This window comes from Streptomyces sp. NRRL F-5755, from assembly GCF_001279365.1.
In the GTDB taxonomy this organism is placed as follows: Bacteria; Actinomycetota; Actinomycetes; order Streptomycetales; family Streptomycetaceae; genus Streptomyces; species Streptomyces rimosus.
On the sequence record NZ_LGCW01000265.1, the window covers coordinates 1 to 24,709 of the forward strand.

The following is a 24,709-nucleotide window of genomic DNA, read 5'->3' on the forward strand; positions in this document are numbered from 1 at the left end:
GCAGGCGACCGAAGCCCCGGTCGCGTCCATACATTTCGGCCGCTCCAGGCAACGAGGAGAGACCCCTGCGGGGCCCCGAGCCCCCACCCACCGAACCCCAGGCGCAAACCCGCACCCCCACCGGGGCCAACCGCGCCAAACGCACGGCGGCCCCGCGCTCACCTGAACGCGGGGCCACAACACACGCGGAAACTACTTGATCTTGGTGCCCGTCGAGCGCAGGTTCGCGCACGCTTCGGTGACGCGCTTCGCCATGCCGGCCTCGGCCAGCTTGCCCCAGCTGCGCGGGTCGTAGGTCTTCTTGTTGCCGACGTCGCCGTCGACCTTCAGCACGCCGTCGTAGTTGCGGAACATGTGGTCCGCGATCGGCCGCGTGAACGCGTACTGCGTGTCCGTGTCCAGGTTCATCTTCACGACGCCGTTCTCCAGCGCCGTCGCGATCTCCTCGGCCGTCGAGCCGGAACCGCCGTGGAAGACGAAGTCGAACGGCGCGGACTTGCCGTACTTCGAGCCGACGCCCTCCTGGAGGTCCTTCAGCAGCTCGGGGCGCAGCACGACGTTGCCCGGCTTGTAGACGCCGTGCACGTTGCCGAACGACGCGGCGAGCAGGTAGCGGCCCTTCTCGCCCAGGCCCAGCGCCTCAGCGGTCCGCACCGCGTCGTCGACGGTGGTGTACAGCTCGTCGTTGATCTCGTGGGTGACGCCGTCCTCCTCGCCACCGGTCGGGGTGATCTCGACCTCAAGGATGATCTTCGCGGCGGCGGCCTGGGCCAGCAGCTCCTGGGCGATGGACAGGTTGTCGGCCAGGGTCTCGGCGGAGCCGTCCCACATGTGGGACTGGAACAGCGGGTTCTGGCCCTTGGCCACCCGCTGCTCGGAGACGGCCAGCAGCGGACGGACGTAGCCGTCCAGCTTGTCCTTGGGGCAGTGGTCGGTGTGCAGCGCGACGTTGATGTCGTACTTCTCGGCGACGATGTGCGCGAACTCCGCCAGCGCGACCGCGCCGGTCACCATGTCCTTGTTGTGCTGGCCGCCCAGGAACTCCGCACCACCGGTGGAAATCTGGACGATGCCGTCGCTCTCGGCCTCGGCGAAACCACGCAGCGCTGCGTGCAGAGTCTGCGTCGAGGTCACATTGATGGCCGGGTAGGCGAACTTGCCTGCCTTCGCCCGGTCCAGCATCTCGTTGTAGACCTCGGGAGTTGCGATGGGCATCTGTCCGCTCCTTGTGATGTGCGGGTGTGCGTTCTTGGCCCTGACCAGGGGGCGACGACATCGCCGTAGCTCATCTTCCCAGACTTGGCGGTTTGCTCCACATCCCGTACACGCCAGCCGCACGCAAAGGGGTGGCCGGTTTCACGTGAAACCAACCACCCGTTTGCGATAAGCGCAGGTCAGCGCCGGACAGGCCGTACGGGGCTCAGGCGAGGCCGAGGTCCCCGAGCCGGTAGCCGGTGATGTACGACAGCCCCGCACCGGCGATGGCCGACTCCGCCCCGCGGTCCACGATCGTGGCGACCGCGACCACCTCCGCGCCCGCCTCGCGCGCCGCCTCGACGGCGGTCAGCGGCGAGCCGCCGGTGGTGGAGGTGTCCTCGACCACCAGGACCCGGCGGCCCTTGATGTCCGGGCCCTCGATGCGCCGCTGCATGCCGTGGGTCTTCTGCGCCTTGCGCACGACGAACGCGTCCAGCCGGCGGCCGCGCGCCGCGGCGGCGTGCAGCATCGAGGCCGCGACCGGGTCGGCGCCCAGCGTGAGGCCGCCGACCGCGTCGTAGTCCAGGTCGGCGGTGATGTCCAGCATCAGCTGCCCGACGAGGGGCGCGGCCGCGCCGTCGAGGGTGATCCGGCGCAGGTCGATGTAGTAGTCGGCCTCCTTGCCGGAGGAGAGCGTCACCTTGCCGTGCACCACGGCCTTGTCCTTGATCTGCTGCAGCAGATCGCCGCGTACGTCGTCAGTCATGTGCATGAGCTTAGAAGGTGGCCAGGGGCCCGGCCCGACGCCGGGGCCGGTGGCCGGGCCCCGGCCGGTCACGCCAGTGTGCGCCAGGTCCAGGTCGTGGAGATCTCCAGCGGATCGATGGGGGTGACCAGGCGCGGCATCGTGTTGAGCCCGTTCGGCGGGCCGGACTGCGGCTCCACGCAGACCGCCGCCTCCTGCTCGTCGTAGACCACCACCCATTCGGCGCGGCTGGTGACCTTCAGCTCCAGCCGGTCCGGCCAGGTGAGGGTCACGTCCACGCCGTCCGGCATGCCGAAGCAGTCGTCCCAGGGGCCGGGCCGGGGGTCGATCCGGCGCCCGGTGGGCAGGTGGTCCTCGCCGCGCTCCTCCTGCCAGGCGGCCGAGAAGTCGATCCGTACGTCCTCGCTCCGCTCCCCCTCCTCGCCGAGCCGGCGCAGGAACCAGGGGTGCCAGCCGGCCTGGGCCGGGAAGGAGTCGCCGCTCGCCTCGACGCCCATGGTCAGGGTGAGCGATCCGCCGTCCTCCGCCAGCTCGACCAGCTGGGTGACGCGCCCCGGGTACGGCCAGGGGGCGGCGTCCGGGTCGAGGAGCTCGTAGGTGAACGCGGCGCTGGTGGCGTCCGCGCGCGCCGTCTTCCAGGCGACGTTGCGGCCGGTGCCGTGGATCGCGTGCGGCGGCGAGTTCACCGGCATCTGGTGGAGCTCACCGCCGTTGCGGAACCGTCCGCCGTCGATCCGGCCGCACCACGGCACCATCGGGAAGGAGCCGTACTTGGCGCCCTGCCGCAGCACTTCCGTACCGCCGATGCGCAGGCTCGCGAGCCGGCAGCCGTTGGCCGGGTCGACGGTCACCTCGGTGTCGCCGGCGGCCAGCCGCACCTGCCCCGGCGCGGCGTTTCGCGTGTCGTTGTCACTCACGGTCCGACCCTAACGGGGAGGTCGTACGGGACGGCGGTGCGCCGGGCGCGGGTCGGAGGTTCGCGTCGGCTGCGCGGACCGGCGCTCAGCGCCGCCGCCGCAGCACCCTTCCCACCACGACCGCCGACGCCAGCGCCAGCGCCGCGGCCGGTGCCGCCCAGCGCAGGGTGGCGGAGGTGGTCGCCGACTGCGGCGCGGGGACCGGCGCGTACCGGCCGCGCGGCGGCGCGTGGTCGACCTCCTCGGCGCTGCGCCCGATCATCGTGCGGCGGGCGTGCGCGGCCTCGGCCGGCACGGCGTCGTCCTGGTCGTCGTCGGTGAGCGGGTCGAGCGACGGGGGCGGGATCTCGGCGTCGAAGACGCCCTGCGCGGCGGGCGGCGCTTCGGCGTCGGGCTCGTCGGCCGGGTGGTCCGTGAGGTCCGCCGCGAGGTTGGCGGCGAAGCGGTCCAGGACGCGGCGGCCGGCGGACTCGGCCGCCTGGTCGGTGGCCTCCGCGAGGCGGCCGGTGCTGGTGACCGTACCGGTGCAGCTCAGGACCGTGGCGCCGGTGTCGTCGGGCGCGGTGGCGAGCCGTATGGTCAGGGACAGCTCGGCGGAGCCGTCGCCGCGGGACTCGATGCCGCTCGCCTCGACGGTGACCGTGTCGGTGCCGCGGGCGGCGACGGTCAGGGTGCCGCGGTAGGTGATGGTGGAACTGCCGATGCGCAGGCGCAGCCGCCCGCCGGGGGTGCCGGGATCCGCGTCGGCGTCGAGTTGGCATCCGGGGATGCAGCGCGCCACGCGCTCCGGCTCGGTCAGTGCCTGCCGTACGGCCTCGACGGGAAACGGAACGTACACCTCGTGCTCCATGGCTATGGAGCCTACCCAGCCCTCCCGGCACACGTGCCCGGTCCGGCACCATTTTTCTCCCGCCCCTGTGCTGCCCTGCCTGCTCCGCCGCCCCCACCCCAGCCCCGCATCAGTCCAGATGCCGCGGATGCATCAACGTGGACGGCGGCAGACCGGCAATCCGGTCGCGGCCGGCGGCGCGACCGGCGGCCCGCAACCCGTCGCGGGTCAGCGAGTGCAGTGCGGGCGTGTCCGGGGCCAGGTCCAGGCGTGGTGTGCGGTGCGCGGCGAGGACGAAGCCCCAGCCGCAGGCGGCCCGGGTGGTGCCGGGTGGAGCTGGTGCGCAGGAGCGTTCCGCCGCGTCGTTACGCCCGGTGGGGCGTCCCGGGAGGCGGTACGGGGCGGTCCGCAGGCCCGCTGCCCGTACGGTCGCGTCCACCGTCCAGTACGAGCGTGGGCGGTTCAGGGGCTCCCCGGCGTGCACCACCAGCCGGCCGTCCCTGGCCAGCGCGCGGGCCGCCAGGCCGTAGAACTCCTGGGAGTAGAGCTTGGTGCTGGCCTGGCTGCCCGGGTCGGGCAGGTCGGCGACGATGACGTCGTACGGGCCGCCGTCGCGCGCCGCGCCGCCCCGCCGCAGCCACTCGAACACGTCGCCCGGGACGACCCGTACCCGCGGATCGTCCAGCGCGTGCCGGTTGAGCGCGGAGAGCCCCGGGTCCGTACGGGCCAGGCGGGTCATGCCGGGGTCCGGTTCGACGACCGTCACGGACACCACGCCGGCACAGCGCAGCACTTCGCGTGCGGCGAGCCCGTCACCGCCGCCCAGCACCAGCACCCGGCGGTGCGGGCCGCCGGACATGGCCGGGTGCACCAGCCCTTCGTGGTACGGGAATCCGTCGCCCGCGCTGGCCCGCAGCCGCCCGTCCAGGTAGAGCCCGAGCGGCCCTCCTTTGCCCGCCGTGCCGTCGGCCCCGGCTCCCTGCCGTTCCGGCTCGGCCGCGCCACGGCCCGAACTGCCCCGGTAGTCGGCCGCGTCGGTGCGCCCCGTGGCAGCCGGTCCCGTACCGCCCGTGATCACGACTTCCTGCACGCCGGTACGGACCGCGACCCGCGCCGCGGAGCCGTACACCGCGTCCCGCGCGGCCCGTTCGAACGGGGCGACCAGCAGCGTCCCGGCGGCGAGCAGCGCCAGTACCAGCACGTTGGCGAGGACCAGCCCCCAGCGGGCCCGTGTGGACAGGTCGCTGCGGAACAGCCACAGCACCAGCCCGCCTCCGGCCACCGCGTTGACCGAACCGGTGAGCAGGGCGCCGGAGACCTGGCCCAGCAGGGGCAGCAGCAGGAAGGGGAAGGCCAGGCCGCCGACGAGCGCGCCGACGTAGTCCGCTGCGAAGAGGTCGGCGACCGCGCCGCCCGCGTCCTGGCGGCGGACCCGCTGGATCAGCGTCATCAGCAGCGGCACCTCGGCGCCGATGAGCGCGCCGATGGCCAGGGAGAAGGCGACCAGGGCGGAGCGGGACTGGCCGAACCAGGCGTAGCAGGCGTAGAGCGCCATCGCGGAGAAGCCGCCGACCAGCGCGAGGCCCGCCTCCAGCGCGCCGAAGCCGACGGCGGCCCGGCAGCGCAGCCGCTTGGCGAGCAGGGATCCGATGCCCATCGCGAAGACCATGACGGACAGCACGACGGATGCCTGGGTGACCGAGTCCCCGGTCAGGTAGGAGGAGAGGGCGACCAGTTCGAGTTCGTAGACGATGCCGCAGGCGGCGCAGGCGAAGACGGTGGCCAGGACGAGCAGCCGGCCGATCCCGGCCGGTACGGGCAGTCGCGCCGGACCTGTGGCCTCCGGCGGGTCGGACGCACCGCGGCGGACGGGATCAGGCGGGTCGATCATGCCGTGAACGCTACGTGACACCTGGATGGCCCTATGTCACCCACACGAGCGTAGTGGGCCTTCTACACGGGCGACTTGGCGCACTCCGGACACCGGAACCGGCTCGCGCACCGGCCGGCGGCCCGGTCCGCGAGCCGGGCCGTCACAGCGCCGCCGTCATCCGCACACCCACCCGCGTACGCGTCGCGACCAGGCGGCCCTCCTGCGGATAGGCGTGCCACGTACGCCAGCGCACCTGCCCGTCCTCGCGCTGCGCCAGCATCGCGGTGAAGGCGTGCGGCGAGCCCGGGAACGTTCCGGCAAGGCCGTGTGGGTGTTCGGCGACGAGGGCGAGCAACTCCTGTGCGCGCCCGGCGAAGGAGCCGTGCGAGAGCGTCTCGACGTGCGCCGCGAACTCGTACTCCCAGTCGCCGATGCGTTTCGCCACACCCAGCGGAAGCGGGGTGCTGCTGCCGGGTATACAGGCCACCGTTTCGGAGCACGTGCCGCGCTCCTCCTCCAGCAGCACTTGGTGGGAGGCCCCGAGCAGCCTCAACTGTACGTGTGCCGCGGCGAGTTCCAGGTCGAGCACGGCAAGGGCCGGCAGCGGCTCCCTGCCCAGCGCCCAGGCCAGGTCACAGGCGCGGGTATCGGTGTAGGCCGTTTTGAGGATCGTGAGCATGGGTCGGCTCCGCAAGCACGCAGTGGATGGTGGGCCGGCCTGCCCCGGAGACGGGATCAGGTGGTGACTGTCTGCCGGCTCGTGCCCACGTGGGGGTCCGAGAACTGGGATTCTCTAGGGAGAGGGAATCATGAAAAGAGCGGGGCCCACAGCGTTTTTACCCATCTTCGTAGGGTTTCCATCCCTCAGAGGGCCACTCAGTTCAGTTGTTCAACAGCCCACCGCCCAGAGGGCGTTGACCTCACCCGGCGCATATGCGGACCTGCATGGGCCCCGTGCATGTGGACGGGGCAACAGCACGTCAGGAACTGCCGCAGCCCCCGCCGCCACCGCAGGACGAGGAGGAGTGTCCGCCGCCCCCGCCGGAGGAGTGGCCGCCGCTCCCGCAGGAGGAGAGCCCGCCGCAGGAGTGGCCGTGATGGTGGTGCCCGCCGCTCAGTCCCGGATCACCGGCCACCCACCAGCCGGTGCCGTCGTGCCGCCGCCTGCCGAGGCTGCGGCGCCCGCCGTCGCGGCTCTGCGCCGCCGTGGCCACCAGCGCCGCGACCACCCCACAGATCACCAGGAAGACCACGAAGCCCATCATCGCCCCACACTCCTTTCCGTCCCCCGAAGCGAGGCACCCGCCCCGCGCCGCCGGCTGCCCGGCCGGGCGCGGAGCCCTGTCGTACGTGTCCTGATCCCTCTCCGATCCGCGCTGATCCACTCCGGTGCGCCCGGTCCGTCTTCCGGACGCCTCGCACCGCGCCGTGTCCGTCGGCGGGGCTCATGCCCCGGCGCCGCCGCGCCCAAAGCACAGTTGAGGAAGTCCAGAGGTTCGGCGGAGGATGGCGGACATGTCACGACCGCTGCTCAACCGCCGCCTCGCGGAGTTCGGTACGACGATCTTCGCCGAGATGTCCGCGCTCGCCGTACGCACCGGATCGATCAATCTGGGACAGGGCTTTCCCGACACCGACGGGCCGCAGGAGGTCAGGGAGGCGGCGGTCCGCGCACTGCGCGACGGCCGCGGCAACCAGTACCCGCCCGGCCCCGGCGTCCCCGAACTGCGCGCCGCCGTCGCCGCCCACCAGCAGCGCTTCTACGGCCACCTCGGCGTCGCGTACGACCCCGACACCGAGGTGCTGGTCACCGCGGGCGCCACCGAGGCCATCGCCGCCTCGCTGCTCGCCCTCCTGGAGCCCGGCGACGAAGTGATCGCGCTGGAGCCGTACTACGACTCCTACGCGGCGTGCATCGCGATGGCGGGCGGCACCCGCGTCCCGGTGACGCTGCGCCCGTCCGCCGAGGACGGTACGTACGCCCTTGATCTCGACGAGCTGCGCGACGCCATCACCGACCGCACCCGCCTCATCCTCCTCAACACGCCCCACAACCCCACCGGCACCGTCCTCGACCGCGCCGAACTCACCGAGATCGCCCGCCTCGCCTGCGAGCGCGACCTCCTCGTGATCACCGACGAGGTCTACGAACACCTCGTCTACGAGGGCGAGCACATTCCGCTGGCGTCCCTGCCCGGCATGCGCGAGCGCACCGTCACCATCGGCTCGGCCGGCAAGACCTTCTCCTTCACCGGCTGGAAGGTCGGCTGGGTCACCGCGAGCCCGGAGCTGGTCGGCGCCGTCCGCTCGGCCAAGCAGTTCCTCACGTACGTCTCCGCGGGCCCGTTCCAGTACGCGGTCGCCGAGGCCCTGGCGCTGCCCGACAGCTACTACACCGGGCTGCGGGACGATCTGCGCGCCAAGCGTGACCTTCTGGCCGACGGCCTCGCCGCCGCCGGATTCCGCGTCTTCCGCCCGTCCGGCACGTACTTCGTCACCACCGACATCCGCCCCCTCGGCGAGGAGGACGGCTTCGCCTTCTGCCGCGCCCTCCCGGAGCGCGCCGGCGTCGTGGCCATCCCCAACGCCGTCTTCTACGACCACCAGGACCAGGGCGCCCCGTACGTCCGGTTCGCGTTCTGCAAGCAGGAGAAGGTCCTCCAGGAAGCGGTCGACCGCCTCCGCGCCCTCTGAGCGGAGTTCCGTACCGCGCGCCCCTGTATGCCACCCGGCCGGCCTACAGGGGTCGCGTGGCGGGCGGACGGCACCGAGAGTCGATGTGTCGGGCTGCGCCGGGCGCGTGGCCGCCGCGCGTACCGGAGGTGTTTCGTGTCCGCCGAGACCGTCGACACCGCGGCCGCCGCAGCGCCACGGCCCGGCTCCGTACGCGTCCATGTACGTGCCGCGCTGCGCCGTGCGGCCCCCGCCCTCGCCCTGTTCATGGCCATCCGCCTCGCGGGGGCCGTGTGCACGGCGCTGTGGGCCTGGCACACCGGTCGCCACCCGCGCAATGTGCTCGGCGCCACGTGGGACTCCAACTGGTATCTGAGCGTGGCCCGGTACGGCTACGGCTCCCCGACACCGCATCACATGTGGCCTACGGACCCTCTCGCCGACCTGGCATTCTTCCCCCTGTACCCGGGGCTGATACGCGGCGTCTCCACCGCCCTGCCCATCGGCGCGCTCAGCGCCGGGCTGCTGCTCGCGTGGGCGGCCGCCGCCGTGGCCGCCTGGGGGATCTTCGCGGTCGGCGCGCATCTCCACGGGCGGCGCGCCGGCACGTTCCTGGTGGCGCTGTGGGCGCTGCTGCCGCACGCCGTCATCGAGTCGCTGAGCTATACGGAATCGCTGCTCACCGCGCTGGCCGCCTGGGCCCTGTACGCGCTGCTCACCGATCGCCCGCTGTGGGCCGGGGCGCTGGCTGCCCTGGCCGGTCTGGCACGGCCGAACGGCCTCGCGGTCGCCGCCGCGGTCCTGGCGGTGACGGCCGTACGGACCTGGCGGCGCGCCCGGCACGGTCCCGCACCGCGGCAGCGGCGCCCCCTCTGGCACTACTGGACGGCGGCTCTGATCGCCCCCGCGGGCTGGCTCGGATACGTCCTGTGGGTGGGGGCGCGCACGGGCCTGGGGCCGCGCGGCTACTTCCAGGTGCAGGAGCTCTGGGGGTCCCGTTTCGACTTCGGCCGGGACACCCTGCGGTCCGTGAAGCGGCTGTTCCTGCATGACGCGCCGCTGGTGCAGTACATGGCGGCGGCCGTGCTCGCCGTGGCGCTGCTGCTGCTCGTACTCCTGGTGCTGGACCGGCCACCGCTGCCGCTGCTCGTCTGCACCGCCGTACTGATGGCCATGGCCCTCGGCGGCACCGGCTACTTCCCGTCCAAACCGCGCTTCCTCCTGCCGGCCTTCCCGCTGCTCATCCCGGCGGCCGTCGCACTGGCCCGCGCCCACCCGCGCGCCGTCGTCCTGACGACGGGCGCGCTGTCCGTGCTCTCCTTCGGCTACGGGCTGTACCTGCTGACCATGGCACCCGAGCCGCTGTGAGCTCCGGCCGCGGGCAGTGCCCGGTCACCGGAATGGCCGCTGCCAGGAGGGCAACCGGGCTCCGCGGTGCGTTCATGAGTGGGGGAACCGCAACCCATCTGCTCGGGGAGCCGTCCGAAAGGAACCGCGATGCTCAAGCGTCTCGCTGCCGCACTCAGCTGTACCGCCCTCGCCCTCGGTGGCGCTGTGGCCATTGCCCCGACTGCCCAGGCCACTCCGCAGTCCTGCTACTACTACGTGCTGGAGCAGTACCCCGGCGCAGATGAAGAGGTGGCCGAACGGGCCTGCCGCATCGGGGGCAGGGGCGGGACGGAGAACTTCCGCGCCTGCTACTTCGAGCTGCGGAGGGACCACGTGCCCGCCGTAGTGGCCGGCGAAGCCTGCCGACGAGCGGCCAGGGGCTGACGGCAAGCACGTCGAAGGGCCCCGGAGCGGATCGCTCCGGGGCCCTTCGGCGTCTGCGGCCGGGCGGAAGGCTTACGCCTCCTCGTCACCCGGCTTCGCGTCGCCGTCACCCTCGATGTCGGCCTCCAGGCCGAGCTGCTCGACGATCCACTTGTCGAACTCGATCGACGCGCGGACCCAGCTGACCGTGCTCGACACAAAGTGTTCGAGCGCGACGCCGGTACCGATCAGCATCGACGCCTCGCCGATCAGGCGGACCGTGCCGTCGTCGTGGGTGTGGGTGTACGCCTTGGGCCACAGCGTCCGGCGGTTCCAGTCGTCGATCGCCTCCAGCAGCTTCGCCTTGTCGTCGATGCCGTGCGGGCGGTCGTAGAACGTACGGACGGAGAAGATCTGCTGCTCCTCCTCGCCGCGGAACATGAAGTACGTGCGGAACTGCTCCCACGGGGCGGCGAGGTCACCCTCGTCGTCGACTACGTACTTCAGCTCCATCTGGTCGAGGAGCTGCTTGACCAGGTCCTGGTCGGGCAGGACGGGACCATCAGGCCCCGACGGCTGCGGTTCGGGCTGGCCCCCGAAATTCGGGATCGAGGACGGGTCGATGCTCACCGTGGAATTCCCTTCGTATGGTCCTCGCCATCCTCCCCCATCCCGGCCCCGTCCTGGCAAGCCCGCCGCCGTCTCTCCGCTGTGGGCCGAAACCGGCCCGGCGGACGGGACGGCGGCGGACCGCCGCGACCGCTCCGGTGCGCCTTACCGTACGGGACCGACGGTCAGCGCCCGGCCGTCCTCGGCGACATCCACCCGTACGGTGTCGCCGTCCAGCACCTCGCCCGCCAGGATCGCCTTGGCGAGCTGGTCGCCGATGGCCGTCTGGACCAGGCGGCGCAGCGGGCGCGCGCCGTAGGAGAGGTCCGGTGCGGCCTGCGGCTGGTCCACGACCGGCTCCTGGCCGAGCCAGGCCAGCCAGGTCAGGGCGCGGTCGGTGACGTCCAGCGTCAGCCTGCGGTCGGCGAGCCGGCGCTGGAGGTGGGCGATCTGGATGCCCGCGATCCGCTGGAGCTGGTCGGTGCCGAGCGGGTGGAAGACCACCAGGTCGTCCAGCCGGTTCAGGAACTCCGGCCGGAAGGAGGCCCGGACCGTCTCCAGCACCTTCTCCTTCTTCTGGTCCTCCTTGAGCAGCGGGTCCATCAGGAAGGTGGAGCCCAGGTTGGAGGTCAGGATCAGGATCGTGTTGCGGAAGTCCACCGTGCGGCCCTGGCCGTCGGTGAGCCGCCCGTCGTCCAGCACCTGGAGCAGCACGTCGAAGACCTCGTGGTGCGCCTTCTCCACCTCGTCCAGCAGGACGACGCTGTACGGACGGCGGCGCACCGCCTCGGTGAGCTGGCCGCCCTCCTCGTAGCCGACGTAGCCGGGCGGGGCGCCGACCAGGCGGGCGACGCTGTGCTTCTCGCCGTACTCGCTCATGTCGATGCGGACCATCGCCCGCTCGTCGTCGAAGAGGAAGTCGGCGAGCGCCTTGGCCAGCTCGGTCTTGCCGACACCGGTCGGGCCGAGGAAGAGGAACGAGCCGGTGGGACGGTCCGGGTCGGCGATGCCGGCGCGGGTACGGCGTACCGCGTCGGACACCGCCCGTACGGCCTCGGCCTGGCCGATCAGGCGCTTGCCCAGCTCGTCCTCCATGCGCAGCAGCTTCTGCGTCTCGCCCTCCAGCAGGCGCCCGGCCGGAATGCCGGTCCAGGAGCCGACCACGTCCGCGATGTCGTCCGGGCCGACCTCCTCCTTGACCATCGAGGACTTGCCGTCGGCGGACGCCTCCTGCTCGGCCTCGGCCGCCGCGGCCTCCTCCAGCTCCCGCTCCAGGCCCGGGATCTCCCCGTACAGCAGCTTGGAAGCGGTGTCGAAGTCGCCGTCGCGCTGGGCGCGCTCGGCCTGGCCGCGCAGCTCGTCCAGCTTCTCCTTCAGCTCGCCGAGGCGGTTGAGGCCCTGCTTCTCCTTCTCCCAGCGGGCGGTCAGGCCGCGCAGCTCCTCCTCCTTGTCGGCGAGGTCCTTGCGCAGCTTCTCCAGGCGCTGCACGGAGCCGGCGTCGGTCTCGTTCTTGAGCGCCAGCTCCTCCATGCGCAGCCGGTCGACGGCGCGCTGCAGCTCGTCGATCTCCACCGGCGAGGAGTCGATCTCCATACGGAGGCGGGAGGCCGCCTCGTCCACGAGGTCGATGGCCTTGTCCGGCAGGAAGCGGGAGGTGATGTAGCGGTCGGAGAGGGTCGCGGCGGCGACCAGCGCGGAGTCCGCGATCTGCACCTTGTGGTGCGCCTCGTAGCGGCCCTTGAGGCCGCGCAGGATCGCGACGGTGTCCTCGACGGTCGGCTCGGCGACCAGCACCTGCTGGAAGCGCCGCTCCAGCGCCGGGTCCTTCTCGATGCGCTCGCGGTACTCGTCCAGGGTCGTGGCGCCGACCATCCGCAGCTCGCCGCGGGCCAGCATCGGCTTGAGCATGTTGCCCGCGTCCATCGCGGAATCGCCGCCCGCGCCGGTGCCGACGACCGTGTGCAGCTCGTCGATGAACGTGATGATCTGGCCGTCGCTGGACTTGATCTCCGCGAGGACGGTCTTCAGCCGCTCCTCGAACTCGCCGCGGTACTTCGCGCCCGCCACCATCGCGCCCAGGTCCAGCGCCACCAGCCGCTTGTCGCGCAGCGACTCGGGCACGTCGCCCTTCACTATCCGCTGCGCCAGCCCCTCGACCACGGCGGTCTTGCCGACGCCGGGCTCGCCGATGAGCACCGGGTTGTTCTTCGTACGACGGGAGAGCACCTGCACGACACGGCGGATCTCCTGGTCACGGCCGATGACCGGGTCGAGCTTGCCCTCGCGGGCCGCCGCCGTGAAGTCCGTACCGAACTTCTCCAGCGCCTTGTACGTGCCCTCCGGGTCCGGGTTGGTCACCCGCCGGCCGCCCCGGCTGTCCTCGAAGGCGCTCAGCAGCTTCTTGGCCGTGGCGCCCTGCTCCGCCAGCAGCTCGCCGGTGCGGCCGCCCTTCGCGGCGATGCCGATGAGCAGGTGCTCGGTGGAGATGAAGTCGTCGCCCAGTTCCTTGGCGCGCTGCGCGGCGTCGGCGATGACGGCCAGCGTGTCGCGGTCCGGCTGCGGCGGGGCGACCGTGGAACCCTGCACGCTGGGCAGGGCGGCCAGCTGGCGTTCGGCGCCGGAGCGCAGCGCGACGGCGTCCGCCTCGACGGCCGCCAGCAGGTCGGTGATGTTCTCGTTGTCCGCGCCGGCGAGGAGGGCGAGCAGCAGGTGCGCGGGGGTCATGTCCGCGTGTCCCGCCGTCACCGCCCGCTCGTTGGCGGCGCTCAGCGCCTCGCGGCTCTTGTTGGTCAGCTCGGCGTCCACTCGGCCGCTCCTCCTTGTGCTCGGGTGCGTGGTCGGCGCCGCATGCGCGGCGAAACCTGCTCAGCTCAACGTCCGATAAGTTGAGTCTATTCCACTCAAGGCTGTTCCGGACAGCATACGGCGCCTTCCGGCCCTTCTACGGGTGCACCCGGGACGCCGGGCCATGCTTTTCCCGCCCCCGCCGGTTTTCCCGTACGCGATCACCGGGGACCGCCGGGCGGGCACCGCCGCCCACCGCACCAAGCCGTCCGACCTGCCTCCGTCGCACCGGTCCCGGACGGCCGGAACCGGCGCGGAACCGGTCGCGGTCTCCCGCGTTCTCCCGGGACAAACAGCGCTTTCACGGCATCTCCCCAGCGCCCCCATGCTGTCTTCACAGTTCCTTCTCAGCACCTCCTCACGGCGCCCCCACAGGTTCCCCAATTACTCTTCCGCTCATGGCCCACGACCTGGACGACCTCAGCCCCGAGTACCTCGCCTTCTGGAGCGAGCACCTCATGTGCACGCTGACCACCCTGCGCCCCGACGGCACACCCCATGTCGTCCCGGTCGGCGTCACCTTCGACGCCAATCAGCGCATCGCCCGCGTGATCACCCGAAAGGACAGCGCCAAGGTCGGCCATATCCTCGCCGGGGGCCCGGACGGCGCCCGGGTCGCGGTGTGCCAGGTGGCCCGCAAGCGGTGGGCCACCCTGGAGGGCGTGGCCCGCATCCGTACGGACGCCGACGTGGTGGCCGACGCGGTACGGCGCTACGCCGAGCGGTACGGCCGCACCCCCAAGCCCAAGCCGGACCGGGTGATGATCGAGATCACCGTGACCAAGGCGCTGGGGCGCGCGTAGGACACCGTCCGGCCAGGTCCGTACCTGGCCGGATCCGGATGGTGCGCTTCCGCCGCCGTACGCGGCCCTGCTATGCCCGAAGCGGGACAACCGCTCCCGGCGCATCCACCGCGCGGAGCGGAAAACGGCTGCTGGAGAGCGCATGGCGTCTGCATCACGCACCGGACCCGCCCCTGCCCGTACGGGCGTCCGATCCCTCCGTGCCCGCCGCCCCGCCCGCGCCGAGCTGTGCCCCCGCTGCGGCGGCCAGCTCGCCGTGAACCAGGACGGCTGGGCGATCTGCCACGCCTGCGGATACGCCTCGCCGCCCGGCACCGCCCCTCCACCCCGGTCGTCGCGCGGCGGTATCGTCACCTCCACACTCGCCACGCCCCGGGGGGCACGATGAATTCGGTCCGAGTGACGGCGATCGCCTGCCTCATGCCGCTGTCAGGGCTGGACGACGACCCGTTCCTGGTGGACGACCGCAGCCAGCACGCCATGTGCGCGCGCTGGGCCGAGGCCCGCGACTACGACCTGACCTGCCGGCTGAGCGTCCACCAGCTCCGCGCCGACCACGCCACACTGTGGCAGGACGTGGAAGCCGGGCTGGTCGACGTCTTCGTCGTCCCCAACCGCCGCGCCCTGGAGAACGCCATCGCCTCGGCCGACGAGTTCACCGCCCGCTGCACCGCCGCCGGCGTCCGCCTGGAGACCGCCGACTACGACGAGCCGGTCTACACCAGCGCGATGAAGTCCCACGTACACCGCCGTCTGTCCATGCCGACGGCCGGGTACAACGGCTGCTGAACCCGCCGGGTACCGCCGCAAAAGGCAGCGGGGCCGGGGTGCGCTGTGCACCCCGGCCCCGCTCCACGGACGATGACGGCCTAGTCGGCGGACCGCTTCTTCGGACGCCACACGACCAGCGCGCCGGTCTGCTGCACGTCCTGATAGGGCACCAGGTCCCGGCGGTACGAGGCGTGCACGGCCGCCTCCCGCTGCTGCATGGCGGCAGCCGCGCCCTCGACCGCGTGCTGGAGCTCGGCGACCCGCTGGCGCAGGGCCGTGACCTGGTTCTCCAGTTCGATGATGCGCTTGATGCCGGCGAGGTTGATGCCCTCGTCCTGCGACAACCGCTGCACCTCACGGAGCAGTTCGATGTCCCGGGCCGAATAGCGCCGGCCGCGCCCGGCCGTACGGTCGGGCGAGACCAGACCCAGCCGGTCGTACTGCCGCAGGGTCTGCGGATGCAGGCCCGAGAGCTGAGCCGCGACGGAGATGACGTACACCGGCGACTCTTCGGTCAGTTCATACGGGTTCCGACGCCCGCCCCGGCCATCCATCCGACTCATGCTCCCTTCGCGGCCTGGAACAGCTCCGCCCGCGGGTCCTCGCCCGCGGTCGCCTCACGGTAGGACTCCAGCGACTCCCGTGCCTTGTCGCCGAGGTCCTTGGGCACGCTCACCTCGACGGTGACCAACAGGTCGCCGCGGGTGCCGTCCTTGCGCGACGCGCCCTTGCCGCGCACGCGCATCGTACGTCCGTTGGGAGTCCCGGCCGGCAGTTTGAGCGTCACCGGCGGGCCGCCCAGGGTCGGCACCCGCACCTCGCCGCCCAGCGCCGCCTCCGGGAAGGTGACCGGAACGGTGACGGTCAGGTTGTCACCCTTGCGGCCGAAGACCGGGTGGGCGTCGACGTGGACGACGACGTACAGATCGCCGTTCGGGCCGCCGCGCTCGCCCGGGGCGCCCTTGCCGCGCAGCCGGATGCGCTGCCCGTCGGAGACGCCCGCCGGGATGCGCACCTGCATCGTGCGCGAACTGGTCGCCCGCCCGCTGCCCTTGCAGACATCGCAGGGCGTCTCGGCTATCAGGCCGCGGCCCTTGCAGTCCACGCACGGGTCGGTGAGCGAGAAGCCGCCACCGCCGCCGCGGCTGACCTGCCCGGTGCCGACGCAGGTCGGGCACACCCGCGGCGTGCCGTTCTTGTCGCCGGTGCCCGAACACGCCTTGCAGGGGGCCTGGCTGGACATCCGCAGCGGGACCGTGGCCCCGTCCACCGCCTCGGTGAAGCTGAGCGTCACCTCGGACTCGATGTCCTGGCCGCGGCGCGGCTGCGTACGCGTGCCGCCGCCGCGGTTGAACAGGCCGCCGAAGACATCGCCGAGACCGCCGCCGAAGCCGCCGCCCGCCGAGCCGCCCTGGGCGCCGCCTCCGAAGAGGTCGCCCAGGTCGAAGTTGAACGATCCGCCACCGGCGCCGCCGGGGCCCGCGCGGAAGCCGCCGTTGCCGAACAGCGCCCGCGCCTCGTCGTACTCCTTGCGGCGCTTGGGGTCACCGAGGATGTCGTTGGCCTCGGAGATCTCCTTGAAGCGCTCCTCGGCCTTGGCGTCCCCCTTGTTGGCGTCCGGGTGGAACTCCCGGGCCAGCTTGCGGTACGCCTTCTTGATCTCCGCCTCGGTGGCGTCCTTCGGGACGCCGAGGACCTTGTAGTAGTCCTTCTCCACGAAGTCCTTGGTGTTCATCCCCGACGTCCCTCCTCCCGTACTGCTTCTTCCGCCGCCGCGTCAGCCCTCGTCCGGGCCACCGCTCTCCTCGTCCGAAGCCTTGGCGTCGTCCTCCGAGGCGGCCTTGCCGGACTGCGCGCCCGGCTGCGGCTCGGCCACCGCGACCCGTGCGGGACGGATCGTTCGTTCACCGATGCGATACCCCGGCTGGAGGATGGCGACGCACGTGGTCTCCGTGACATCCGGCGCATAGGAATGCATCAGCGCCTCGTGGATCGTCGGGTCGAAGGGCTCGCCCTCCTTGCCGAACTGCTGGAGGCCCAGCTTCGCGACCACGGTCTCCAGCGACTCGGCCACCGACTTGAAGCCGCCGACCAGCTCGCCGTGCTCCCGGGCCCGGCCGACGTCGTCGAGCACCGGCAGCAGCTCGGTGAGCAGGTTCGCCGCGGCGATCTCCTTCACCGACACCCGGTCCCGCTCCACCCGGCGACGGTAGTTCTGGTACTCCGCCTGGAGCCGCTGGAGGTCCGCGGTGCGCTCGTTGAGCGCGGTGCGCACCTGGTCCAGCTGCGCCGTGAGAGCTACGTCCTGGTTCGCATCCCCGGCCGGGGCCGAGCCCGCCGTGTCGGCGGACTCGGCCTGCGCCGCGTCATCAGGGGTCTTTGCGGCATCGGCGGGGACGTCGGGCTTCTCCTCGAAGCCCGGAGTCTCCTCCGTCACGCGGCACCACCCTTGGCATCCTTCGGCTTCTCGTCGTCGACGATCTCGGCGTCGACCACGTCGTCCTCGGCCTTGGCCTGCTGGCCGCCCGCGGCACCCGCGGCACCGGCGGCGCCCTCGGCACCACCCGCGGCCTGCGCGTCGGCGTACATGGCCTGGCCCAGCTTCTGGCTGACCGCGGCGACCTTCTCGGTCGCGGTGCGGATCTCGGCCGTGTCCTCGCCCTTGAGCTTCTCCTTCAGCTCGGCGACGGCGGCCTCGACCTCGGTCTTCACCTCGGCGGGGACCTTCTCCTCGTTGTCCTTGAGGAACTTCTCCGTCTGGTAGACGAGCTGCTCGCCCTGGTTGCGGGACTCGGCGGCCTCGCGGCGGCGGTGGTCCTCGTCCGCGTACTGCTCGGCCTCCTGGCGCATCCGGTCGACCTCGTCCTTCGGCAGCGAGGAGCCGCCGGTGACGGTCATCTTCTGCTCCTTGCCGGTGCCGAGGTCCTTCGCCGCGACGTGCATGATGCCGTTCGCGTCGATGTCGAAGGTGACCTCGATCTGCGGCACGCCGCGCGGGGCCGGGGGCAGACCGGTCAGCTCGAACATGCCGAGCTTCTTGTTGTACGCCGCGATCTCGCGCTCGCCCTGGTAGACCTGGATCTGCACGGAGGGCTGGTTGTCCTCGGCGGTGGTGAAGATCTCCGAGCGCTTGGTCGGGATCGTCGTGTTCCGCTCGATGAGCTTGGTCATGATGCCGCCCTTGGTCTCGATACCGAGGGACAGCGGGGTGACGTCCAACGCCCTTGTTGGCGTCCTTGCCACCGGTCAGCTCCTTGACCAGCTCGGCGACGGCCGGCATCCGGGTCGAGCCGCCGACCAGGACCACGTGGTCGATCTCGGACAGCTCGATGCCGGCGTCCTTGATCACGTTGTGGAACGGGGTCTTGCAGCGCTCCAGGAGGTCCGAGGTCAGCTGCTGGAACTGCGCCCGGGTGAGCTTCTCGTCCAGGTGCAGCGGGCCCTCGGCGGAGGCGGTGATGTAGGGCAGGTTGATCGTCGTCTCGGTGGAGGACGACAGCTCGATCTTCGCCTTCTCCGCGGCCTCGCGCAGCCGCTGGAGCGCCATCTTGTCCTTGGACAGGTCGACGCCGTGGCCGTTCTGGAACTGCTTGACCAGGTAGTCGACGACGCGCTGGTCCCAGTCGTCACCACCGAGGTGGTTGTCACCGTTGGTGGCCTTGACCTCGACGACACCGTCGCCGATCTCCAGCAGCGAGACGTCGAAGGTACCGCCACCGAGGTCGAAGACCAGGATGGTCTGGTCGTCCTTCTCCAGGCCGTAGGCCAGGGCCGCGGCGGTGGGCTCGTTGACGATGCGCAGGACGTTCAGGCCCGCGATCTCACCGGCCTCCTTGGTGGCCTGGCGCTCGGAGTCGTTGAAGTACGCCGGAACGGTGATGACCGCGTCGGTGACCTTCTCGCCCAGGTAAGCCTCGGCGTCCCGCTTGAGCTTCTGCAGGATGAAGGCGCTCATCTGCTGCGGGTTGAAGTCCTTGCCGTCCAGGTTCACCTTCCAGTCGGTGCCCATGTGGCGCTTGACCGACCGGATGGTCCTGTCGACGTTGGTGACCGCCTGGCGCTTGGCCACCTCGCCGACCAGGACCTCGCCGTTCTTGGCGAAGGCGACGACGGACGGCGTGGTCCTGGCGCCCTCGGCGTTGGTGATGACGGTGGGCTCACCGCCTTCGAGAACACTGACGACGGAGTTCGTCGTGCCCAGGTCGATGCCGACCGCACGTGCCATTTCGATTCCTCCATGACTTGAGTGGAACAGGCTCAAGGGTGCAGGACGCCCGGCGCGCTGTCAATTGACCTGAGCCAGCCTCACTCAACTTTTATGTCGGATGCCTCGTCACGCCCGCTCTGGGGGACGCCCCGGCGCCTACGAAGGGTTGCCTGCGCGACACAGATCACCGGCCGGGCGGCTTCATGGGGCTCGGGATACTGGGTAACCTCAGCGCAGACCCGAAAAGTTACTGCTTAGTAATCGCTGTAGATCTTGTCCCCGCGGACTCCGTGTACCCCTCGTACGTACGCGCAGCCCCACCAGAAGTATTCCCCGTAACCCCCGCACTCGCAGGCCCGAGGAGCCACCCATGCAACTCGCCGCGATCATCGTGTCGCTGGTCCTAATCGCGGTCGGCGTCGCACTGTTCGGCCGTGCCATCCTGCAGATCGTCCGGCAGCTGCGGCTCGGCCAGCCCGTACCGGCCGGCACCCGGACCGACGACCCCGCGCAACGCACGGTCACGGTGGTCAAGGAATTCCTCGGCCACACCCGTATGAACAAGTGGGGCATCGTCGGCGCGGCGCACTGGTTCGTGGCGGTGGGCTTCTTCTCGCTGCTGCTGACGATCGTCAACGCCATCGGCCAGCTCTTCAAGGCCGACTGGCTGCTGCCCGTCATCGGCGAGTGGGCGCCGTACAACGTCTTCGTCGAGTTCATCGGCACGATGACGGTGCTCGGCATCCTCCTCCTGATCGTCGTCCGGCAGCTGAGCAGGCCCGGCAAGCCGGGCCGCAAGTCCCGCTTCGCCGGCTCCAACTTCGGCCAGGCGTACTTCGTCGAGGCGGTCATCCTGATCGTCGGCATCTGCATCTTCATGCTGCACGCGCTGGAGGGCGCCCAGCACCACGTGGACGGCTACGAGGCGTCGTTCTTCATCTCGTACCCGGTGGTCTCGTGGCTGGAGGGCATGGACGCCGCGACGCTCCAGAACCTCACCTACTTCTTCGCCGGTCTGAAGATCGCGACGTCCTTCATCTGGATGATCACGGTCGCGCTGAAGACCGACATGGGCGTGGCCTGGCACCGCTTCCTGGCCTTCCCGAACATCTGGTTCAAGCGCGAGGCCAGTGGTGACGTGGCGCTCGGCGCCCTCCAGCCGATGACCAGCGCCGGCAAGCCGATCGACTTCGAGGACCCCGGCGAGGACGACCAGTTCGGCGTCTCCCAGATCGAGCACTTCTCCTGGAAGGGCCTGCTCGACTTCTCCACCTGCACCGAGTGCGGCCGCTGCCAGTCGCAGTGCCCCGCCTGGAACACCGGCAAGCCGCTGTCGCCGAAGCTGCTGATCATGGCGCTGCGCGACCACGCGCACGCCAAGGCCCCGTACCTGCTCGCCGGCGGCGGCAAGGACGAGGAGGGCGCCGAGAAGGCGACCGAGGCGCAGCTCAAGGACGTGCCCGCGGCGGCGCTGGCGGAGGCCGAGCGCCCGCTGATCGGCACCCTGGAGGAGAACGGCGTCATCGACCCGGACGTGCTGTGGTCCTGCACCACCTGCGGCGCGTGCGTGGAGCAGTGCCCGGTCGACATCGAGCACGTCGACCACATCGTCGACATGCGGCGCTACCAGGTCATGATCGAGTCCAGCTTCCCCAGCGAGGCCGGCACGATGCTGAAGAACCTGGAGAAGAAGGGCAACCCCTGGGGCCTGGCCAAGAAGCAGCGCCTGGCGTGGACCAAGGAGGTCGACTTCGAGGTCCCGGTCGTCGGCAAGGACATCGAGGACCTCACCGAGGTCGACTACCTGTACTGGGTCGGCTGCGCGGGCGCCCTGGAGGACCGCGCCAAGAAGACCACCAAGGCGTTCGCCGAGCTGCTGCACATCGCGGGCGTGAAGTTCGCGATCATGGGCGGCGACGAGGCGTGCACCGGTGACTCGGCCCGCCGCCTGGGCAACGAGTTCCTCTTCCAGCAGCTCGGCCAGCAGAACGTCGAGATGCTGAACATGGCGTTCGGCGAGGATGCGGACGAGGGCGTGACCGTCCCGAAGGCCAAGAAGAAGATCGTCGCGACCTGCCCGCACTGCTTCAACACGATCGCGAACGAGTACCCGCAGCTCGGCGGCGAGTACGAGGTCATCCACCACACCCAGCTGCTCCAGCACCTGATCGACGAGGGCAGGCTGATCCCCGTCACCCCGGTCGAGGGCCTGATCACGTACCACGACCCCTGCTACCTGGGCCGCCACAACAAGGTCTACACGCCGCCGCGCGAGATCATCGCCAAGGTGCCGGGCCTGCGCAACGAGGAGATGCACCGCCACAAGGAGCGCGGCTTCTGCTGCGGCGCGGGCGGCGCGCGCATGTGGATGGAGGAGCGGATCGGCAAGCGCATCAACAACGAGCGCGTCGACGAGGCCCTGTCCCTGAACCCGGACATCGTCTCCACCGCCTGCCCGTTCTGCCTGGTCATGCTGACCGACTCGGTCAACGGCAAGAAGAACGACGGCAAGGCCAAGGAATCCGTCCAGGTCGTGGATGTGGCCCAGCTGCTGCTGGACTCCGTCAAGACCCCGGTCGACCCGGCCGGCGAGGAGGCCCCGACGGACGCCCCGGAGCCGGAGCCGGTGAAGTAGCCGGTCCCGACCGTCCCGCCGGTTCTCGTTTCATACTCGGCCGCTCCCGCTTTGGTGGGGGCGGCCGGGTGCTTTGGGGGAGGAGGCGGCCGGGGCGTTGGGGCGGTACGGGCGCGTCGGTACGTGGGCGAAGCGTCGGGCCGCTTCCGTATCGACGTAACGCTGCCGGGCCGACGGTACACCTACGTAGCGACGTGCCGAGGTCGTCGCGACGTACCGACCCGCGTCGACGAGACGGCCTCGACCCGACGGTACGGTCCCGTTCCGACGTACCGGCCCGACCCGACGTACCGAACCCGTAGCGACGTCCCGAACCCGTCCCGACGTGAGCCCGTGGAGCGGCGTACGGGCGCGGCGCGACGTACCGTCCCGTACATGAGAACCGCTCGGGCCCCTCTCGCCACAGCTGCCACCACCGTCACTGCCGCCGCTGCCGCGCTGGCCGCGATCGTCGGGCTCACCGGGTGTGGCGGGGCCTCGCAGGCGGCGGATCCCGCGCAGCCGGCCGCCCGGCACTTCGAGGGGCTGCCCTTCGTCGGCGTCCTGTTCGCCGACGGGGAGCACCACTGCACCGCGAGCGTCGTCGACAGTCCGAAGGGCAACGTGCTGGTCACTGCCGCGCACTGCGTCCACTTCCAGGACGACGACGAGAACGACGAGGGCGAGGACGACGGCAAGGACTCGGCCGACGGGGAGAAGCCCGGGCCGATCACCGGTGACCTGCAGTTCGCGCCGCGCTTCTCCGGGGCCGGGGAAGGCACGTTCCCGTACGGGAAGTGGAAGGTCAGCGGCATCCACGTGCCCAAGGCGTGGCGGGACGAGGACAGCGACCGGGGCGACTACGCCTTCCTGACCGTCGAGCCGGACGCCCGGGGCCGCTCCGTTCAGGAGGTCGTCGGCGCCGCCACCCCCGACTTCTCGTCCGGTCCCCGCCGCCATGTCACCGTCGTCGGCTACCCCAACGAGGCGTACAACCCGGACAACGACCCGATCACCTGCACCACGGACACCGAGCGCGACGAGGACCAGCCGTACATGATGCAGATGCGGTGCGGCGGCTTCTACGACGGCACCAGCGGCGGCCCCTGGCTCGCCGACCACCACGGCGCCGGCCGCCCCGGGCGCCTGATCGGCGTGCTGAGCGGCGGCGACACGGACGCCGAGTCGACGGCCGTGCTCTTCGACGGGCAGGCGCGGGAGCTGTACGAGCGGGTGGCGGGCGGCGCGGCGAAGTCGTCCTGATCGCCATGGTCCCGTACCGCCCGGCACAGCGCGGCCCGGCTCCCCCGACTACGACGGCGACCACCACGCCGACCTGGTGCTCCTCACCCGCCGCCGAACCGGCACCGACGACCTCATAACCGTCCACCCCGGAACCCCCACCGGCCCGTCCTCGCCCCCGGCCACCACCTTCTCGACCACGGCCTTCTCGACCACGGCCTTCAGCGACGGCTGATGGAAAGCGCCGTGCAGTCACCCCCGCCACCCCACTGCCCCCTGCACCTATTCTTTCCCGAGTGCGCAGTTGAGGCGGACAGTGCCGGACGGACGGTTCTGTCTGCCCGGGGGAACCTGTTAGCCCGGGGGAAAGGTCGTGCTGAACATGTCTGCTGAGCCGGGGGCGGAGACCCCGTCGGCGCCCCCGGTGCTGTCCCTGCGGACGGCTGACCTCGACGAGGCCCGGTGGATGCTCGGCCAAGCCTTCTACGTCACCCACATCGACCGGCTCCATCCGAGCGACGACGTGGGCGCGCACCTCGACGTGGTGCGGCTGGGCGCGGTCACCGTCGGTGAGGTGGGGTTCGGCACCGATCTGCGGCTGCGGTCCGGGGAGCTGGGCTCGTACCACGTCGACGTACCGCTGAGCGGCAGCATCCAGTGGCGGCAGGGTACGGGCGCGGTGGAGACCGCCACTCCGGAGCGGGCCGGGGTGTTCCAGCCGGACGGCGCGACCACCATCGACCGGTGGCACGCCGGCTGCCGGCTGCTGGCGCTGAAGATCCGTACGGCGGACCTGGAGCGGCACCTTGAGCACATGCTCGGCAGGTCCGTCGGCGCGCCGGTGCGCTTCGCCGCCGGTTTCGACGTGTCCCGGGGGCCGGGGCTCAGCTGGGCACGGCTGGTACGGGCCGCCGTACGGGATGTCCAGGACGCGGGCGGCCTGCTGCACCAGCCGCTGGTGGCGGCCCCGCTGCAAGAAGCGCTGCTGGGCGGGCTGTTGCTGGCCGCAGACCACCCGTACCGCGAGGAGCTGAGCCGCCCGCCCGCCCCCTCGTACCGCCCGGCGCCCGTCAAGCGCGCGCTGGACGCCATCCAGAGCTGCCCTGAGCACCCCTTCGACACCGCCGAACTCGCCGCCGTAGCACGGGTCAGCGTGCGCTGGCTCCAAGAGGGCTTCCGCCGGCACGTCGGCATGTCACCGATGGCGTACCTGCGCGACGTACGGCTGAACCGCGTACGGGACGAGCTGCGGCGGGCGGGGCCGGGCGAGCTGAGCGTCGGCGAAGTGGCGTACCGGTGGGGCTTCGTGCACCTCGGGCGCTTCGCACGCAGCTACCGGGAGCGGTTCGGGGAGACGCCTTCCCAGACACTGCAGGCGCCCTGACACGGCGGCGGCCCCTCCACAGGCTCCCGCCCCCGCCCATGAACACGCAGCGTGATCCGGATACCGGCTGCGCAGAATGGATCATGCTGCCGTTCCGGTGCCGCTACGGTCTGGGTGCCAGGGCCCGGTCGGCATCGCCGATGCGTACGTCCGTCTGTGAGTGCCGACGGCGGCATTCACCGGTGGGCCGGCCCCTGGGTACCGGCCGGTATCCCCCCGTAACCGCTG

At 71.3% G+C, this 24,709-nt stretch carries 22 protein-coding genes and 1 pseudogene; 9 read left to right on the forward strand and 14 right to left on the reverse strand.

Features of this window, described 5'->3' with window-relative positions:
* Positions 1-192: 192 nt before the first annotated feature.
* The 7 genes from fbaA to ADK86_RS23215 form a co-directional block, all read right to left on the reverse strand.
* On the reverse strand, positions 193-1,215 hold the full coding sequence (fbaA, locus tag ADK86_RS23185) for a class II fructose-bisphosphate aldolase (RefSeq protein ID WP_030590189.1): 1,023 nt from the start codon (positions 1,213-1,215) through the stop codon (positions 193-195).
* A 205-nt stretch (positions 1,216-1,420) separates the two neighbouring features.
* The gene (gene pyrE / locus ADK86_RS23190) at positions 1,421-1,963 is read right to left on the reverse strand and encodes an orotate phosphoribosyltransferase (protein WP_053698323.1); all 543 of its coding nucleotides are present in this window, start codon (positions 1,961-1,963) and stop codon (positions 1,421-1,423) included.
* Between the two features lie 68 nt (positions 1,964-2,031).
* Positions 2,032-2,880 (reverse strand): aldose epimerase, encoded by an 849-nt coding sequence (locus ADK86_RS23195; protein ID WP_053698324.1) that lies wholly within the window; start codon positions 2,878-2,880, stop codon positions 2,032-2,034.
* Positions 2,881-2,965: 85 nt separating this feature from the next.
* A complete protein-coding gene (locus ADK86_RS23200; RefSeq protein WP_053698325.1) occupies positions 2,966-3,730 on the reverse strand; it encodes an SRPBCC domain-containing protein in 765 nt (254 codons plus the stop codon).
* Positions 3,731-3,839: 109 nt separating this feature from the next.
* Positions 3,840-5,600, reverse strand: coding sequence for a spermidine synthase (locus tag ADK86_RS23205; protein ID WP_053698326.1), 1,761 nt, complete (start codon positions 5,598-5,600; stop codon positions 3,840-3,842).
* A gap of 142 nt (positions 5,601-5,742) precedes the next feature.
* The gene (locus ADK86_RS23210; RefSeq protein WP_053698327.1) at positions 5,743-6,261 is read right to left on the reverse strand and encodes a DUF2617 family protein; all 519 of its coding nucleotides are present in this window, start codon (positions 6,259-6,261) and stop codon (positions 5,743-5,745) included.
* A 301-nt stretch (positions 6,262-6,562) separates the two neighbouring features.
* Complete coding sequence (locus ADK86_RS23215; protein WP_053698328.1) at positions 6,563-6,847, reverse strand: hypothetical protein; 285 nt, start codon at positions 6,845-6,847, stop codon at positions 6,563-6,565.
* 250 nt (positions 6,848-7,097) lie between these two features.
* On the opposite strand from ADK86_RS23215, the gene ADK86_RS23220 reads away from it, so the two are divergent.
* The 3 genes from ADK86_RS23220 (at position 7,098) to ADK86_RS23230 (ending at position 10,028) form a co-directional block, all read left to right on the forward strand.
* Positions 7,098-8,276: a pyridoxal phosphate-dependent aminotransferase gene (locus tag ADK86_RS23220; RefSeq protein WP_053698377.1), complete on the forward strand. Its 1,179-nt coding sequence runs from the start codon at positions 7,098-7,100 to the stop codon at positions 8,274-8,276.
* A 135-nt stretch (positions 8,277-8,411) separates the two neighbouring features.
* Positions 8,412-9,623 carry a hypothetical protein gene (locus ADK86_RS23225; RefSeq protein WP_199834455.1) on the forward strand — a complete coding sequence of 404 codons (1,212 nt, stop codon included), beginning with the start codon at positions 8,412-8,414 and terminating at the stop codon, positions 9,621-9,623.
* Positions 9,624-9,752: 129 nt separating this feature from the next.
* Positions 9,753-10,028, forward strand: a complete 276-nt coding sequence (locus tag ADK86_RS23230; protein WP_053698329.1) for a hypothetical protein — start codon at positions 9,753-9,755, stop codon at positions 10,026-10,028.
* 72 nt (positions 10,029-10,100) lie between these two features.
* Here ADK86_RS23230 and ADK86_RS23235 read toward each other — a convergent pair whose 3' ends face one another.
* Together ADK86_RS23235 and clpB are read right to left on the reverse strand one after the other, a co-directional pair.
* Positions 10,101-10,637 carry a YbjN domain-containing protein gene (locus tag ADK86_RS23235; RefSeq protein ID WP_003979928.1) on the reverse strand — a complete coding sequence of 179 codons (537 nt, stop codon included), beginning with the start codon at positions 10,635-10,637 and terminating at the stop codon, positions 10,101-10,103.
* A 144-nt stretch (positions 10,638-10,781) separates the two neighbouring features.
* Positions 10,782-13,421: an ATP-dependent chaperone ClpB gene (gene clpB, locus ADK86_RS23240; RefSeq protein ID WP_053698330.1), complete on the reverse strand. Its 2,640-nt coding sequence runs from the start codon at positions 13,419-13,421 to the stop codon at positions 10,782-10,784.
* Between the two features lie 437 nt (positions 13,422-13,858).
* On the opposite strand from clpB, the gene ADK86_RS23245 reads away from it, so the two are divergent.
* The gene (locus ADK86_RS23245; RefSeq protein WP_053698331.1) at positions 13,859-14,263 is read left to right on the forward strand and encodes a pyridoxamine 5'-phosphate oxidase family protein; all 405 of its coding nucleotides are present in this window, start codon (positions 13,859-13,861) and stop codon (positions 14,261-14,263) included.
* Between the two features lie 154 nt (positions 14,264-14,417).
* Here the strand turns inward: ADK86_RS23245 and ADK86_RS45245 are convergent, their stop codons facing one another.
* Positions 14,418-14,549: a hypothetical protein gene (locus ADK86_RS45245; RefSeq protein ID WP_267888806.1), complete on the reverse strand. Its 132-nt coding sequence runs from the start codon at positions 14,547-14,549 to the stop codon at positions 14,418-14,420.
* Positions 14,550-14,647: 98 nt separating this feature from the next.
* Between ADK86_RS45245 and ADK86_RS23250 the strand changes: the two genes are divergently transcribed.
* Positions 14,648-15,052 carry a hypothetical protein gene (locus tag ADK86_RS23250; RefSeq protein WP_030180652.1) on the forward strand — a complete coding sequence of 135 codons (405 nt, stop codon included), beginning with the start codon at positions 14,648-14,650 and terminating at the stop codon, positions 15,050-15,052.
* An 80-nt stretch (positions 15,053-15,132) separates the two neighbouring features.
* On the opposite strand, the gene ADK86_RS23255 is transcribed toward ADK86_RS23250, so the two are convergent.
* From ADK86_RS23255 to ADK86_RS23270, 4 genes and pseudogenes are all read right to left on the reverse strand, one after another.
* Positions 15,133-15,588: a heat shock protein transcriptional repressor HspR gene (locus tag ADK86_RS23255; protein WP_030590153.1), complete on the reverse strand. Its 456-nt coding sequence runs from the start codon at positions 15,586-15,588 to the stop codon at positions 15,133-15,135.
* A gap of 5 nt (positions 15,589-15,593) precedes the next feature.
* Positions 15,594-16,769, reverse strand: a complete 1,176-nt coding sequence (gene dnaJ, locus ADK86_RS23260; protein ID WP_053698332.1) for a molecular chaperone DnaJ — start codon at positions 16,767-16,769, stop codon at positions 15,594-15,596.
* 42 nt (positions 16,770-16,811) lie between these two features.
* On the reverse strand, positions 16,812-17,471 hold the full coding sequence (grpE, locus tag ADK86_RS23265) for a nucleotide exchange factor GrpE (protein WP_003979934.1): 660 nt from the start codon (positions 17,469-17,471) through the stop codon (positions 16,812-16,814).
* 206 nt (positions 17,472-17,677) lie between these two features.
* Positions 17,678-19,259, reverse strand: a pseudogene (locus tag ADK86_RS23270) (Hsp70 family protein); the annotation flags it as partial.
* Positions 19,260-19,611: 352 nt separating this feature from the next.
* Here ADK86_RS23270 and ADK86_RS23275 point away from each other — a divergent pair.
* The 4 genes from ADK86_RS23275 (at position 19,612) to ADK86_RS23285 (ending at position 24,481) form a co-directional block, all read left to right on the forward strand.
* Entirely contained in the window at positions 19,612-21,876 is a 2,265-nt protein-coding gene (locus ADK86_RS23275) for a (Fe-S)-binding protein (RefSeq protein ID WP_053698333.1), read from the forward strand.
* A 375-nt stretch (positions 21,877-22,251) separates the two neighbouring features.
* Positions 22,252-23,118 carry a trypsin-like serine peptidase gene (locus tag ADK86_RS23280; protein WP_234345976.1) on the forward strand — a complete coding sequence of 289 codons (867 nt, stop codon included), beginning with the start codon at positions 22,252-22,254 and terminating at the stop codon, positions 23,116-23,118.
* A 76-nt stretch (positions 23,119-23,194) separates the two neighbouring features.
* Complete coding sequence (locus ADK86_RS42475) at positions 23,195-23,332, forward strand: hypothetical protein (protein ID WP_199834456.1); 138 nt, start codon at positions 23,195-23,197, stop codon at positions 23,330-23,332.
* 147 nt (positions 23,333-23,479) lie between these two features.
* Positions 23,480-24,481, forward strand: coding sequence for an AraC family transcriptional regulator (locus tag ADK86_RS23285; protein WP_234345977.1), 1,002 nt, complete (start codon positions 23,480-23,482; stop codon positions 24,479-24,481).
* Positions 24,482-24,709: the final 228 nt, after the last annotated feature.